The 12711-nt window shown below is 71.4% G+C and carries 14 protein-coding genes and 3 pseudogenes; 8 read left to right on the forward strand and 9 right to left on the reverse strand.

Annotation, left to right across the window (positions count from 1 at the left end; translation table 11 throughout):
- Window position 1 precedes the first annotated feature (1 nt).
- The 5 genes and pseudogenes from HDA41_RS41960 to HDA41_RS37150 form a co-directional block, all read right to left on the reverse strand.
- Window positions 2-350, reverse strand: a pseudogene (locus tag HDA41_RS41960) ((2Fe-2S) ferredoxin domain-containing protein); the annotation flags it as partial.
- Window positions 351-523: 173 nt separating this feature from the next.
- Window positions 524-1507 (reverse strand): M56 family metallopeptidase, encoded by a 984-nt coding sequence (locus HDA41_RS37135; protein WP_230299794.1) that lies wholly within the window; start codon window positions 1505-1507, stop codon window positions 524-526.
- Entirely contained in the window at window positions 1504-1896 is a 393-nt protein-coding gene (locus tag HDA41_RS37140; protein ID WP_184991920.1) for a BlaI/MecI/CopY family transcriptional regulator, read from the reverse strand. Before HDA41_RS37140 ends, HDA41_RS37135 begins: the two co-directional genes overlap by 4 nt.
- A gap of 164 nt (window positions 1897-2060) precedes the next feature.
- The gene (locus HDA41_RS37145) at window positions 2061-2342 is read right to left on the reverse strand and encodes a metal-sensitive transcriptional regulator (protein WP_184991922.1); all 282 of its coding nucleotides are present in this window, start codon (window positions 2340-2342) and stop codon (window positions 2061-2063) included.
- Between the two features lie 31 nt (window positions 2343-2373).
- Window positions 2374-4074: pseudogene (locus tag HDA41_RS37150) on the reverse strand (heavy metal translocating P-type ATPase); the annotation flags it as partial.
- A 361-nt stretch (window positions 4075-4435) separates the two neighbouring features.
- On the opposite strand from HDA41_RS37150, the gene HDA41_RS41965 reads away from it, so the two are divergent.
- A complete protein-coding gene (locus tag HDA41_RS41965; protein WP_230299796.1) occupies window positions 4436-4681 on the forward strand; it encodes a hypothetical protein in 246 nt (81 codons plus the stop codon).
- 362 nt (window positions 4682-5043) lie between these two features.
- Here the strand turns inward: HDA41_RS41965 and HDA41_RS37160 are convergent, their stop codons facing one another.
- Window positions 5044-5670, reverse strand: a complete 627-nt coding sequence (locus tag HDA41_RS37160) for a TetR/AcrR family transcriptional regulator (RefSeq protein ID WP_184991924.1) — start codon at window positions 5668-5670, stop codon at window positions 5044-5046.
- A gap of 126 nt (window positions 5671-5796) precedes the next feature.
- Here HDA41_RS37160 and HDA41_RS37165 point away from each other — a divergent pair, with 126 nt between their 5' ends.
- The 5 genes from HDA41_RS37165 (at window position 5797) to HDA41_RS37185 (ending at window position 9172) form a co-directional block, all read left to right on the forward strand.
- Window positions 5797-6216 carry a nuclear transport factor 2 family protein gene (locus HDA41_RS37165; protein ID WP_184991926.1) on the forward strand — a complete coding sequence of 140 codons (420 nt, stop codon included), beginning with the start codon at window positions 5797-5799 and terminating at the stop codon, window positions 6214-6216.
- Window positions 6216-6743, forward strand: a complete 528-nt coding sequence (locus HDA41_RS37170; protein WP_184991929.1) for an anthrone oxygenase family protein — start codon at window positions 6216-6218, stop codon at window positions 6741-6743. Before HDA41_RS37165 ends, HDA41_RS37170 begins: the two co-directional genes overlap by 1 nt.
- Before the next feature lie 197 nt (window positions 6744-6940).
- Entirely contained in the window at window positions 6941-7408 is a 468-nt protein-coding gene (locus tag HDA41_RS37175; RefSeq protein ID WP_417813612.1) for a hypothetical protein, read from the forward strand.
- Between the two features lie 87 nt (window positions 7409-7495).
- On the forward strand, window positions 7496-8176 hold the full coding sequence (locus tag HDA41_RS37180) for a DUF305 domain-containing protein (protein WP_184991930.1): 681 nt from the start codon (window positions 7496-7498) through the stop codon (window positions 8174-8176).
- 129 nt (window positions 8177-8305) lie between these two features.
- Window positions 8306-9172: a F510_1955 family glycosylhydrolase gene (locus HDA41_RS37185; protein WP_184991932.1), complete on the forward strand. Its 867-nt coding sequence runs from the start codon at window positions 8306-8308 to the stop codon at window positions 9170-9172.
- Between the two features lie 14 nt (window positions 9173-9186).
- Here HDA41_RS37185 and HDA41_RS37190 read toward each other — a convergent pair whose 3' ends face one another.
- The 3 genes from HDA41_RS37190 to HDA41_RS37200 all read right to left on the reverse strand — a co-directional run bounded on the left by HDA41_RS37190 (window position 9187) and on the right by HDA41_RS37200 (window position 11059).
- Window positions 9187-10101 (reverse strand): DUF5134 domain-containing protein, encoded by a 915-nt coding sequence (locus HDA41_RS37190; protein WP_184991934.1) that lies wholly within the window; start codon window positions 10099-10101, stop codon window positions 9187-9189.
- A 389-nt stretch (window positions 10102-10490) separates the two neighbouring features.
- Window positions 10491-10910: a (2Fe-2S) ferredoxin domain-containing protein gene (locus HDA41_RS37195; RefSeq protein WP_184991936.1), complete on the reverse strand. Its 420-nt coding sequence runs from the start codon at window positions 10908-10910 to the stop codon at window positions 10491-10493.
- Window positions 10907-11059: a hypothetical protein gene (locus HDA41_RS37200; RefSeq protein ID WP_184994211.1), complete on the reverse strand. Its 153-nt coding sequence runs from the start codon at window positions 11057-11059 to the stop codon at window positions 10907-10909. Before HDA41_RS37200 ends, HDA41_RS37195 begins: the two co-directional genes overlap by 4 nt.
- Window positions 11060-11164: 105 nt before the next feature.
- On the opposite strand from HDA41_RS37200, the pseudogene HDA41_RS41970 reads away from it, so the two are divergent.
- Window positions 11165-11752, forward strand: a pseudogene (locus tag HDA41_RS41970) (ABC transporter permease); the annotation flags it as partial.
- Complete coding sequence (locus tag HDA41_RS41975; RefSeq protein ID WP_268251550.1) at window positions 11741-12568, forward strand: universal stress protein; 828 nt, start codon at window positions 11741-11743, stop codon at window positions 12566-12568. The pseudogene HDA41_RS41970 and the gene HDA41_RS41975, both read left to right, overlap by 12 nt.
- The last annotated feature ends 143 nt before the right edge of the window (window positions 12569-12711 follow it).

The raw sequence follows: 12711 nt of genomic DNA on the forward strand, positions 1-12711 counted from the left end.
GGCGGCGAGGGAGTCGACGGTGGCCTCGTCGAGGCGGGCGGCCGAACTGGAGTTTCAGAGTCGGCGGGGGTTCGGCGAGGCCGGTCCGCCGGCGGTGGCCCAGTCGAGCAGGTCGTCGGTGCAGCCATGGCGAAGCCGATCCAGGTCGCCCGGCCGCCGGCCCTGCGGCCGGCTGTGGAGGGCTGGACAACAATGACGTCGGCCTGGTCGCAGGGGCCGAGGCAGTCCGTCGTACGGACCTGGAAGCCCTCTTCGGCCGCGCCGACGCGCAGCCGGTCGAGCTGCCAGGCGTGGTCGGTGCCGGGGTGCTTGCGCGGGTTGCCGCAGCAGCAGTCGCGGCAGACGACCAGAAGTTGCCAGCCAGGGTCTGCAGAGGGTGGTGGGCGTCACGGCGTCGCTTCGGTGCGGTGCGGTGCGGTGCGGTGCGGTGCACAGTGCGTACACCTCCCCCTCACCCGGCGCGGGTACGCCTCCTGCGGTTGCGCCTCCCTATTTCCGCGCTGATGCGGGGGAGCGAGCCCAGTCAATCGGTGATACCCGGAACGGAACAGCAAGCCAGGACAAGCGGAGTCAGGGCTGCCGCTGCGGTAAGTGCCACACACACTGTCCGCAGCGTCGGAGAGCATGCGGCGTGCGGTGTGAGGATGCGGCGCATACGCAACACCGCCGACGGTCCGCCCGCCGCGAAGGCCGTGTCGGGTGCCTGACCGGATGCCACCGCGTACAGGGCGGTGGCGAGTGCGTCCCGCGAACACCGGCGCAACGCCCGGTCGTCGGCTGCCATCTCGAGCAACAGCGCCACCTCGGTGTGAGCGAGCCGGGCCAGGGGCAGTCGACGGAACATGGCGGCGAAGGCCCCGGCCGCGGCCACCAGCAGATGGTGGCGGCCGGCGATGTGTGCCCGCTCGTGTTCCAGCACCGCTGTCACTTGCCGCCCGGTCAGGACCTGAAGTGCCCCGGAGCTGACCACGACTTGAGGTGCGCGGCCCGGCAGGCAGTACACCGCCGGGGTGTCATGCTCCAGCACCGTGGCACCCAACTCCGGTCGCCTGCTGCCGACGAGGCGCAGTAGGTCGGCGTGACGTACCCGCTGGCGCCTCGCGCTCAGGAGTTCACGTACGAAGGCGACAACGAAAGTGGAGGGCACGGCGGCCGCCGCCGAAAGAGCCGCCCACACCCGGGTGTCCACGCCTGCCGGGCCGCTCGGAAGGAGGGGCCCGCACTGCGCGCCACCGGAAACGACGCAGGCCTCGGTGAAGCGGGACAAGTGGTGGCTGCCTGCTGTCGGAAGCAGTAGTTGCAGGGCAGTAAGGGACACGGAAGCGATGAAGGACAGCCCGAGCAGGATCCACACCGTGGCAGCCAGCCGGGGTGCTCGGTGCGCCCACTGGCTGCGGGCAAGCGCCCTCGGCAGCAGCACCCCGACCACCAGCGCGATGGCCAGAGGCGGCAGCACATGATGGCCGGGAACCAGTAACCCGCTTGCGTGGCCGAGGAGTTCGGTCACGAGGGTGCTCCGGGCTCCTCGGCGCTGCCGCGAACGCTGCCCATCGCGCGCAGTGCGGCAGCCAGCGCGGACACGTCCTCCGGCGACATGTGCTCCACGAACCGCTGTAGCGCGGCCGGGCGGTCCTGGGTGTTGCCGAGCGCGTCCTGCATGAGGGCGGCGGTGTATTCCTCACGGCTGCGCTCGGGTTCGTACAGCCAGGCACGCCCGGCCTTCTCGCGGCGGAGCAGGCCCTTGCGGTGGAGGATGTCCGCGACCGTCATCACCGTCGTGTAGGCGACGGGACGTATGTGATTGATGTCGTTGACGATCTCCCGGACCGTGGCAGGCCGGCCCCAGCGCCAGAGCCGGTCCATGATTTCGGCTTCCAGGTCACCCAGCCGTCGCACCCTTCCCCCTCTTCTTCCCCGTCACCGAGGTGCCTCACATCGTATGGCACCCCTCGTCTCCGCAGGATGGTCACACAGGCGCCACGCATACGGGTCGGGGGTATGCGTAGGCTGAGCAGCTCCGGGCCCGGGCGGTTCAACCGCCCGGGCCCGGAGCCTGGAGGTCATGCCCGTACGAGCCGGGCGATCGCCTTGGACGCCTCGTTGATCCTGGTTCTGGCCTGCTCGCCGCCCTCCACGATGGCCTCCGTGACGCAGCAGTTGAGGTGCTCGTCCAGCAGGGCAAGCGCGCAGGACTGGAGCGCGGTGTTGGTGGCGGCGACCTGGGTCAGGACGTCGATGCAGTAGGTCTCCTCCTCGACCATGCGCTGCAATCCCCGCACCTGGCCCTCGATCCGGCGGAGCCTTCGGAGAATGACGTCCCGGTGGGTCTGCTCTGCGGCCACGGCGGCCCCCTTCCCATCCTGGTCGGCCGCTTCACCGGTCGGCGGGCTGGAAGCCGCGCAGCCGCAGGCTGTTGCCGACCACGAAGACCGAGGAGAAGGCCATGGCCGCTCCGGCGATCATCGGGTTGAGCAGGCCGGCGGCGGCGAGTGGCAGGGCGGCGACGTTGTAGGCGAAGGCCCAGAAGAGGTTGGACCTGATGGTGCCCAGCGTCTTGCGGGACAGGCGGATGGCGTCCGCCGCGGCCCTCAGGTCGCCCCGCACGAGCGTCAGGTCGCCCGCCTCGATCGCGGCGTCCGTACCCGTGCCCATCGCCAGACCCAGGTCGGCCTGCGCCAGCGCGGCGGCGTCGTTGACACCGTCGCCGACCATGGCGACCGAACGGCCCTCGCTCTGCAGGCGCTTGACGGCGTCGACCTTGTCCTGCGGCATGACCTCGGCGATCACGTGCTCGGGGGCGATGCCCACTTCCGCGGCGACCGCTTCGGCGACCGCCTTGTTGTCACCGGTCAGCAGGATCGGTGTCAGGCCCAGGGCGCGCAGTCGCTTGACGGCTTCCGGGCTGGTCTCCTTGATGGCGTCGGCGACCTCCAGGACCGCGCGGGCGTCGCCGTCCCAGGCGACCGCGATGGCCGTACGCCCGGCCGCCTCGGCCTCGGCCTTGGCGCGCCGCAGCTCCTCCGGCAGGGACATGGCCCATTCGGCGAGCAGCTTCTCGCGTCCGACCAGGACCGCGTGGCCTTCGACGATGCCCTGGACGCCGAGGCCGGCGATGTTGGCGAAGTCCTCCGGGGTGGGGAGTGTGCCGACGCGGGCAGCGGCGCCGGAGGCGACGGCCTGGGCGATGGGGTGCTCGGAGGAGTGCTCCAGGGCGCCGGCGAGGCGCAGGACTTCCTCCTCGTCGGTGCCGTCGGTGGTGTGCACGGCGAGCAGGGTCATCTTGCCGGTGGTGACGGTGCCGGTCTTGTCCAGGACGATGGTGTCGACCTCGCGCGTCGTCTCCAGGACTTCGGGTCCCTTGATGAGGATGCCGAGCTGGGCGCCGCGCCCCGTGCCGACCATGAGGGCGGTCGGCGTCGCCAGGCCCAGGGCGCACGGGCAGGCGATGATCAGGACGGCGACCGCTGCGGTGAAGGCGGCGGTCAGTCCGGCCCCGTTGCCGAGCCAGAAGCCCAGGGTGCCGAGCGCCAGGGCGATCACGACCGGTACGAAGACCGCGGAGATCCTGTCGGCGAGCCGCTGGGCGGCGGCCTTGCCGTTCTGCGCGTCCTCCACCAGCTTGGCCATGCGGGCGAGCTGGGTGTCGGCGCCGACACGGCGGGCCTCGACGACCAGGCGGCCGCCGGCGTTCAGCGTGGCGCCGGTGACGGCGTCCCCGGTGCCGACCTCGACCGGCACCGACTCGCCGGTGAGCATGGAGGCGTCCACGGCGGACGACCCCTCGACGACCACACCGTCGGTGGCGATCTTCTCACCGGGCCGCACCAGGAACCGGTCGCCGACCTTCAACTCGCTGACAGCAATGAGATCTTCCCGGCCGTCACGCACCAATGTGACTTCCCTGGCGCCGAGTTCCAGCAGGGCCTTCAGCGCCGCCCCCGCCTTCCGCTTCGACCGCGCCTCGAAGTACCGCCCGGCCAGGATGAAGGCCGTGACACCCGCCGCGGCCTCCAGGTAGATGTTCCCGGCGCCGTCGGTGCGGGCGATGGTGAGCTCGAAGGGGTGGGTCATGCCCGTCGGTACCTCGGCGGCGTTCCTGTGGTCCCTGTGGGCACTGTTCTTCGGCACAGCGACGCGTGAGCGTATCTCTTCGAGCAAGTGACGCCATCGCTCCACGCCCGCTGAGGACCGGGCTGGTGTTCCTCCCTGTCGCCGCGGCCACCGGCATCGGCGCCCACCTCGGCTCCCGGCTCGTCGGCCGGATCGGCGGCCGCCCGACGGCCGTCGCCGGCATGGCCGCCGCGGCCGCCGGAACCATCCCGCTGACCCGGCTGTCGGAGACCGGCAGCGTGTACGCCGGGATCCTGCCCGGCTTCGTGATCGCCTCCCCGGCATCGGCGCGGTATGCGTCACCGCCACGACGACCGCCCTGGCCATGGCGGAGCACCGGGAGGCGGGACTCGCCTCCGGGGTCGTCAACACCTTCCACGAGGTGGGTGGCCCGATCGGCGTCGCCGTCGTCTCGACCATCGCGGCATCCGGTTTCGAGCAAGGCGCGGTGGGCGGCTTCGCCGACGCGTTCACCGTGTGTGCTGCGGCAGCCGCTGCCGGCGCCGTCGTCGCCCTGGGCCTCGTACCGCGCGGCAAACCGCAGTCGACCGGCGGCCCGCACACGCACTGACCAGGACTGACCGCCGCCGACCAGGAGCGACCAGCCCCGAGCGATCTCCGAGGGCCGGGAGCCGCAGCAGCATCACCGCGACGCGGCTCCCGGCCACGGGCGCCCCGACTCAGTGGACGTGCCCGTCCTCCGCGTGTCCCGCTTCTTCCTCGCCTGCGCCGGTTCCGGTGCCGTCGGAAGCGGTGTGTGACGGAACGCGCTCAGCGGGCGGCGCCGGCGGGGTCGCCGCACGCGCAGGTCTTCCGAGCCGGAGCCGGCGGCGGCGCAGGCTCCCGTGGGTGAAGGTCGACTGGGAGGCGCGGATCACGGCCGTCGTGGAGATGTTCCCCTTCCTCGGCATCCTGTGCGCGGCGGTGAGCCGGCTAAGCCCTGTCCGGCCGGTCATGTGAGTCGGGTGGTCCTTCAGCGGCGCCGAGAACCCGGAGGACTGTGGTGCGGAGCGCGGTCTCGGCCTCGCTGCTCGTCATGCGGCCGGAACCGACCTCGTCACCGGCCGCGTGTCCGAGGGCGACCGTCATGGCCACCAGCCAGCGCGGAGGCAGTCCGGGGGCGAACTCACCCGCCCGCTGGCCCCGTTCGACGAGACGGGCCAGCCGCTCGGCGACAGGCTCGTGGCGTGCCTGCTCCCCGTCCCCCGGCGTGCCGGTCGGAGCCGCCTGGAGCAGCGGCGCGTTGTCCTCGAACGACCGCCAGGAGGCGTCGAGAAACCTCAGAAGCGCGGCTCTGGCCGGTCCTTCGTCGAGTGCAGCGGCGTCCATCGCGGCGACGGCGTCCTCGGTGATGCGGTCGACGGCGGCCACGAGGAGCGAGTCGCGCGACGAGAAATGGGCGTAGACCGTCTGCCGGGTCACCCCCGCCGCCGCGGCGATGGCCTCCATGCCCGCATCCGGGCGCTGTCGCAGCAGGCGGACCGCCGCGTCGAGGATGGCGGCTCTGCTGCGCTCGGCATCGGCGCGACGCCGACGGCGTGGTTCTCCCGAGGAAGTCATCTCTTACAGCCTTGTCTAAGTTATCGAGGGGCTTATATCTTACAAGTCTGTCAAAGATAGTGATCGCGCTGCGGCCTCTCCGTCATGCCCTTCCCCGCCCCGTCGGCCTGACCAGATCGGAACGTCATGGAACCCTTCACCAACACCGCCCCTGAGCGGTTCATCTCTGACTTCTTCACCTCTCTCACCGAGTCCACGGTCCAGGGGGACGCACCCGAATCGGTGATGGCCCGCCACTTCGCCCCGGACATCGTCCAGATCAGTGACGGGACTCGACTCGAACACGACCGGCTCCTCGCCCATCTGCGACCGGTGCGCAAGAACGTGGTCGGCTGGCGGTTCGAGGTCCACGAGGCCATCGCGGACGGTAACCGGATCGCCGCCCGGTTCACGATCCACGCGCGGACGCGCAAGGGCGGCGCCACCGCAACCGAGGTGCACCTCCTCGGGGAGTTCACCGACGACGGACGTATGCGCCGGGCCCACCAGCTCACCCGAGCCCTTACCCCGGCACCGGCCGATGCGGATGCGGACGGGCAAGCCTGATGCCCACCCGGCCCGACCTCGCCCCTCCGTGCACCCGACCACCACAGACCAGGCGCGTCCGGCTCATCCAAGGACTCTCCCTGCTGTCCACCGGTCTGCTCGCCGGCGCGTTCGGCTACGGCGCCGCCAACCTCGTCCCCACGTTCAACTCCGTGCCCATCGGAATGCGGCTCGACTTCCACACCGAGTTGATGAGGATGAACGGGATCACCGTGCAGGGCGCGATGGCGGTCTCGACTCTCAGTTCCCTCACCCTTGCCGTGCTGACCCGCGCCCGGGCCCGCGCCCTCGCAGGTGCGGCGTGCACCCTGACCCTGGCGTCTTTCCTGATCACCCGGTTCGGGAACGTCCCCATCAATGGCCGCATCAAGCAGTGGGCCGCCACCGCTGCGCCGGCCGACCATGCGGAGATCCTGCGCCGCTGGGAGCTGTTCAACAACGCCCGCACGCTCACCGCCGTCGCCGCCTTCGTGCTCCTTGCCGTCCTCGCCCTCGGGCCGACTGCCTCCGGGCGGCGACGGGTCTGAGAAATGGGCTCCGCGGCCGGGCCGGCCGAGGCATGTCCGGCCTCTCAGGTACGCAACCAGATCGTGCGGGCTGCGGCGACGGCGGTGCCGAGGGGGACGCAGCCGCGTTGTCGTACCGGGCAGCCAGTGCCCGGTGCTGACGCCAAGTGCCAAGTGACTTAGTAGTATCCCCAGTAGGTCGAGTGCGGAGGGCAGGCTTGAGCATGAGCGGACGGCTGCGCGCAGGTGGGGCCTTCGGGTACCTCCTGCTGGTCGTCATGCTCACCTTGGGCGTGTTCGCCATGCACACGATGGGCCACCCCGAAGATTCCTCCGGGCACGGCATGAGCGGCGCGATCCCCGCTGCCGCAGGTGCGCACCAGGGCGGCATGGCCCAGCAGGCCGCAGCCTCCGAGCATTCGGCCGTGCCGGGGGTGACGGCCGAGCACGGGACCGCGGCGTCGCCCACCGAGTCGCCGGTGCACGAGCTCCCGAGCGGCATGGACCCGATGTCCGTGTGCTTGGCGGTTCTCACCGTGTGGCTGCTCGGACTGTTCCTGCATGCGCTGGTGCTCCGCCGACATGAGCGGCTGACCGCCCTTCTCACCCGATCGATGGCCTCGGCGCGCCCCGGCACTCCGCCGCCGAGACCGCTCCTCTCCCAGTTGTCAGTTCTGCGGATATAGGCCGAACCGTCGCGCGGCCACTTCAGTGCTGCCCGCGCAGACGCGTACTCCGCACAGACAGAACTGACGACAAGAGGTATCTCGCACATGACTGCCTACACGCACGCCCTCAACCGTCGCCTGAGCCGCCGTCTCGCGGTGGTGGCCGCGATCACCGCGGGCGGGCTGCTGCTCGCCGCCTGCGGCGGGAACGACATGGAGGGCATGGACCACGGGAGCGGCAGCTCCGCCTCCGCCTCGCCGACCCAGGCGACGAGTGAGAACCCGGCGCCCGGCGCGTTCAACGACACGGACGTCATGTTCGCGCAGATGATGATCCCGCACCACGAGCAGGCCCTGGAGATGTCCAAGCTTGCGGACAGCCGGGCCTCCGACGCGGAGATCAAGACCCTGGCCGAGGAGATCGAGAAGGCCCAGGACCCCGAGATCCAGACCATGAGGTCCTGGCTGAAGGCCTGGGGCAAGCCGGAGTCCGCCGAGGAGAGCATGCCCGGCATGGACCACGGGTCCGGCGGCATGGACCACGGGTCCGGGATGTCCGGAATGATGTCCGACGAGGACATGAAGAAGCTCGAGGCCGCCAAGGGCACCGAGTTCGACCGGATGTTCGCGGAGATGATGATCGAGCACCACAAGGGCGCGATCACCATGGCGGAGGACGAGCGGAAGAAGGGCCGTAACGCCACGGCCAAGAAGCTCGCCGCCGACGTCGTGAAGACCCAGTCCACCGAGGTCGAGAAGTTCGAGAAGATCCTCGACCGGCTCTGATCAGCAACACCCACTGACCGCCCAGGGCTCCGAGGCGCACCCGAGGAGCCCGGGCGGTCACCTCCCCATGTCGGCATGGCCGTGACCGGCGCTCGCCACTCCCTTGCACCAGTACGCACCCGAGGAATCATGAACAAGCGCCCTGCCGCCGTGGCAGCCACCGCCCTGGCTGTCACCCTCACACTGGCCGCATGCTCCGACAGCGGAGACAGCCAAGGCCCGGCCGGCTCGCACACCACCTCCGGGACGACCGTCAGCCACATCCACGGTCTCGGTCTGGACCCCGGTGACCAGCGCCTCTACGTCGCCACCCACGAAGGCATCTACACCCCCGACGCCAAGGGAGAGCCTGAGCCGGTCGGCGACAGCAGGGACGACTTCATGGGCTTCACCGTGGCCGGCGACAAGACGTTCTACGCCAGCGGCCACCCGGCTTCCGGCGGCAACAAGGGGCTCATCAAGAGCACCGACGCGGGCGAGACCTGGAAGTCGCTGTCCCTGTCAGGCGAGTCCGACTTCCACGCCCTGGAATCCGCCCACGGCACGGTCTACGGCTACGACTCCACCAACGGCCTGGTGCGCACGACCAAGGACGGCGTCTCCTGGAAGGACGGGGCCCGGCTGGAAGCGCTGGACATGGCAGTCAGCCCCACCGACCCCGGCGTCGTCCTGGCCACCACCGCCGAAGGCATCGCCCGCAGCAGCGACGGCGGAAAGACCTTCGCCCCGGGGAAGGAGCCGGTGATGGCCTTCCTCTCCTGGGCCGCGAAAGACGGCCTCTTCGGCATCGACACCTCCGGCGGCCTCAACCGCAGCACGGACGGCGGCACCACGTGGAAGAAGGTCTCCACCGTCCCGGGCGGCCGGCCGCAGGCGCTCACCGCCGTCGGCGCCGACCATGTCCTCGCCGCCACCCGGACCGGGGTGTTCGAGTCGAAGGACGGCGGCAGGACGTTCAAGAAGCGCCTGGCCGTTACGTCGAGCGGCGGCCACTGACCCGTAACGGGTGGTCAGGCGGCCATCATGACGAGCATGGCGCACATCGTGCCGCCCATGCCGATGTGGGCCGTCAGCGCCGCGCCCGGTGACGTGCCCGGTGGGCGACGGCGGCTGCGGTTGCCCGCTGCCGCGTGGGCCCGGCGCCTGTCGCCTCCCGGGCGGGCCCTGTCCCAGACGGAGATGGCCAGGGACGCGGCGAACACCACGATCGCGTCGGGCAGGGCGAGGAACCGCCGCGCCCAGCGACCCTTGCCCGCGGCGCGGCCCGCACCCGCTCGTGGGCCGGTGCCACGGAGCCGCGCCCACACGGCGGCGACGATCGAGAGCAGGAAGTACACGGCGAGGGCGAGCAGGACGGCACGCCACACGGAAGTGGCGTCTGACGACGCGGAGTTGTGGGCGGCGTCGGCTGTCATGTCGTGGGCGGTCATCCCCGAGGAGTGGGCCATGCCCTCCATCCCGGCCGTGCCCTCCATCCCGGCCATGCCCGCAGTCCCCGCGGTGTCGGATCCGCGCCCGTGCCCATGATTCATGCCGGCCATCGAGTGCCCGCCCAGAGCGAGGACCGGCGCGGAGTCGGTGCCCGGCATGGCGAGTGTCATGATCACCATGGCGGCACTGCCGATGATGTGGTGCGCCCAGCGGCGGCCGTGTCGCCAGCCGTGCAGCCGAGCGTGGCGTACGGACAGGGCCGCGCCGCCGAGGCCGACGGCCGTGAACGCCGCCACCCACCACAGGCTGTGGTCTCCGAAACTGTGCGCCGTCGCGGGCAGGAACATCGCGGCCATGCCGCCGGCCATGACGAGATCGCCTCCGGCCGCGAACCGGGCCTCTCTGCCGTCGGCGGCGGCCAGCCGGGCCGTGCTCACGACGGCCGCGAGTGCGGAGACCGCCGCCAGCGTCCAGTTCAGGGCCGGACTTCCCATCGCTGCCTCCGCCTCGACCGTCGTCGCCGACGCCCTGTTTTGCGGGCCCGTCGACTTCCGTCGTCCTCTGGCTGTTATCTACGGATGTCCTTAGTACGTAGTGGTGCCAAGAGGTGTTCAGTGGAAGGAGGTTGTTTCCGCCAGGATGGCGTGGCGCACTTCTCGGCGGTGCGCGTCGATCGTCTCGTTCCACCGCGCGAGAAGACCGGTGAGATCCGGGCCGAACACCGGCGGCGGGAATGCCGCGTTGGGTGAAGGTGTCCGGGCTCGCGCTGATCGTGGTCCTTCTCTTCCGGGCCCCGCAGGACACCAACGACAGCACCACCCGCGTCACCGACCCGCGCCGAACACGACGCCCTGGTCTGACACTGTCCCGCGGAGGTCTCGCGTCAGCCCTCCACCTGCCCCCGCACCCGCCGGGACGGTGTGAAGCCGTACAGGTCGAGGATGCCGGGCGGGTCGGCGAGGCCGGGCCCGCCCTGTTCGATCCAGGTCGTGATGTCGGCGGTGGCGTCGGGGTCGTTGACCAGGCCGAGCCACACCGGCCGGCCGCCTGCCGCACGGCCGGCGGGCGAGGGCTGCACGACGACGACGTTGGCGTGCTCGCAGGCGTCCAGGCAGTCGGTGACGCGGACGGTCGCGGTGCCGTCGAGCGCCTGGCGAAGGCCGCGCAGTTGAGCCGCATGGTCGAAGCCGGGGATCTTCGGCGTGCCGCAGCAGCACCCCCGGCAGACGGTGACCGTGCACCGCGCCGCCCCCGCGGACGGAGCGGAAGCGGTAGCGGCGGTACGGCGGGAGCGCTTGCTCACACGGTGTCCTTCCCGGGGCTGGTCCAAGCGGCCTCGCGCGGCAGACGCAGGCCGTTGAGGCCGACGACGGCGGTCGGGTCCTCGTGCCCGGCGACGCCGAGCGACAGAGGCAGCGTACCGATCAGGTCCCAGGCGGCCGGCGGCAGCACTGTCGACGAGCCACCAGCCGGCGGTCGCGTGGCACGAGCGGCCGGGCTTCGCCATCCAGCGGGAACCCCACTTCGAACCGGGGCTTCCCGCGTTCGTGGACTCCCATGGCTGAGGCCGCAGTCGAGAGGACGTGGCGGTCGTACGGCCCCAACCGCCGCTCCACCCGCACCGTTCGCGTGCGCGCATCCGTCGCCCTGGTCGCCCTGACGGTCCTCGCCGTCCTGCTCGTGCCGCCCCTGGTCCAACTCGACCAGCAGGCCGTGAACCTCGCCGCCAAGCTGCGACCGCCCTCCTGGGCCCACCCGTTCGGCACCGACGACGTCGGTCGGGACCTGCTGCTGCGCTGCGTCTACGGCCTGCGGGCCTCCCTGCTCGTCGGCGTGGCGGCGGCGCTGACGGCGACCGTGATCGGGACGGCCGTCGGGGCCACGGCCGGGGCGCTGGGCGGCTGGGCCGACCGGGGCGTGATGCGGTTGGCCGACACGTTCTCCTCCGTGCCGCACCTGCTGCTCGGCATCTTCATCGTCGCCATGTTCCGGCCCGGTATCTGGCCGGTGGTGGCCTCGGTCGCGCTCACCCACTGGCCGTCGACCGCCCGGATCGCTGACGCCGAGGTCCTCTCGCTGCGCTCGCGGCCGTACATCGACGCCGCCGTCGCCGGCGGCGCCTCCCGGGGGCGGGTGGCGATACGGGCGCGCCGCTACGCGCGCGGGTGCCGGAGCCGGGTTTGCGGCGAGGCGTACCTGCCCCTGGGGCCGACGACGCTGCACCTGGCCCAGGGCAGTGTCGACCGGGCGGCCGAACGGGCTCGGCAGCGCAACCCGGATGTGAAGATCACGGTCGACATCGTTCCCGAGGAGGCCGAGGTGGCGCTGCTGCGGGAGGCGCGCCACGCCGCCGCCGTCGTGACCCGGGGCCGGGGACCGATCAGGGGAGCGCTGCTGGGTTCGGTCAGCCGCTCCCTGGCGACGCATGCCACCGGCCCGGTGATCGTGGTCCGGGGCACCTCAGGGAATCGGCAAGGAACCAACGGCCGCATCGTGATCGGAGTGGGGGAGGCGGCGACCGGCACGGCGGCGATCCGGTTCGCGTTCCGCGAGGCCGAAGCGCGGCGCTGCGCGCTGGACGCCGTACGCGTGTGGCGTCGCCCCGCCCACCGTCCCCTGGCGCATCCGCTGTTCACCGGGGTTCCCGGCCACCACGACGAGGATCAGGCAGCGACTCCGCTCGACGACGCCCTGCGCGCCCCGGAGCACGAACACCCGGACGTACCGGTGCACCGCGTCACCGCCGAGGGTCCGGCCCGCCACGTCCGTCCTGCTCACGCACTCGGCCACGGCCGACCTGCTCGTCCTCGGCGCCCCTCGACGCCAGGGGCAGCTCTCGCGGCCCCTCGGCCGTGTGGCGCACGCCGCGCTCCAGCACGCCGACTGCCCGGTCGCGGTGGTGCCGCGACGTGGAAACGGGGCGCCATTGGTGTGATGCCGACGCGACGGCGTTGTCGCTGATGATGATGGCGCGTTGTGCAGGGTGTGGAACGGAGCATCAGCCCCGGCGCCTGCATGTTGCTGCGCGATCGGCTTGTCGAGGTGATCACATGCGTGCGCTCGCACGCCGCGTTGGTGGAATCGGTGGCCTACGCGGGTGACCG

Source organism: Streptomyces caelestis, assembly GCF_014205255.1.
GTDB lineage: Bacteria > Actinomycetota > Actinomycetes > Streptomycetales > Streptomycetaceae > Streptomyces > Streptomyces caelestis.

Coding starts and splice junctions, on each gene's coding strand:
- HDA41_RS41965 (WP_230299796.1), top strand. CDS start 4,436: ATGGCGGAGCACCGGGAGGCGGGACTCGCCTCCGGGGTCGTCAACACC.
- HDA41_RS37160 (WP_184991924.1), bottom strand. CDS start 5,670: ATGACTTCCTCGGGAGAACCACGCCGTCGGCGTCGCGCCGATGCCGAG.
- HDA41_RS37165 (WP_184991926.1), top strand. CDS start 5,797: ATGGAACCCTTCACCAACACCGCCCCTGAGCGGTTCATCTCTGACTTC.
- HDA41_RS37170 (WP_184991929.1), top strand. CDS start 6,216: ATGCCCACCCGGCCCGACCTCGCCCCTCCGTGCACCCGACCACCACAG.
- HDA41_RS37180 (WP_184991930.1), top strand. CDS start 7,496: ATGACTGCCTACACGCACGCCCTCAACCGTCGCCTGAGCCGCCGTCTC.
- HDA41_RS37185 (WP_184991932.1), top strand. CDS start 8,306: ATGAACAAGCGCCCTGCCGCCGTGGCAGCCACCGCCCTGGCTGTCACC.
- HDA41_RS37190 (WP_184991934.1), bottom strand. CDS start 10,101: ATGGGAAGTCCGGCCCTGAACTGGACGCTGGCGGCGGTCTCCGCACTC.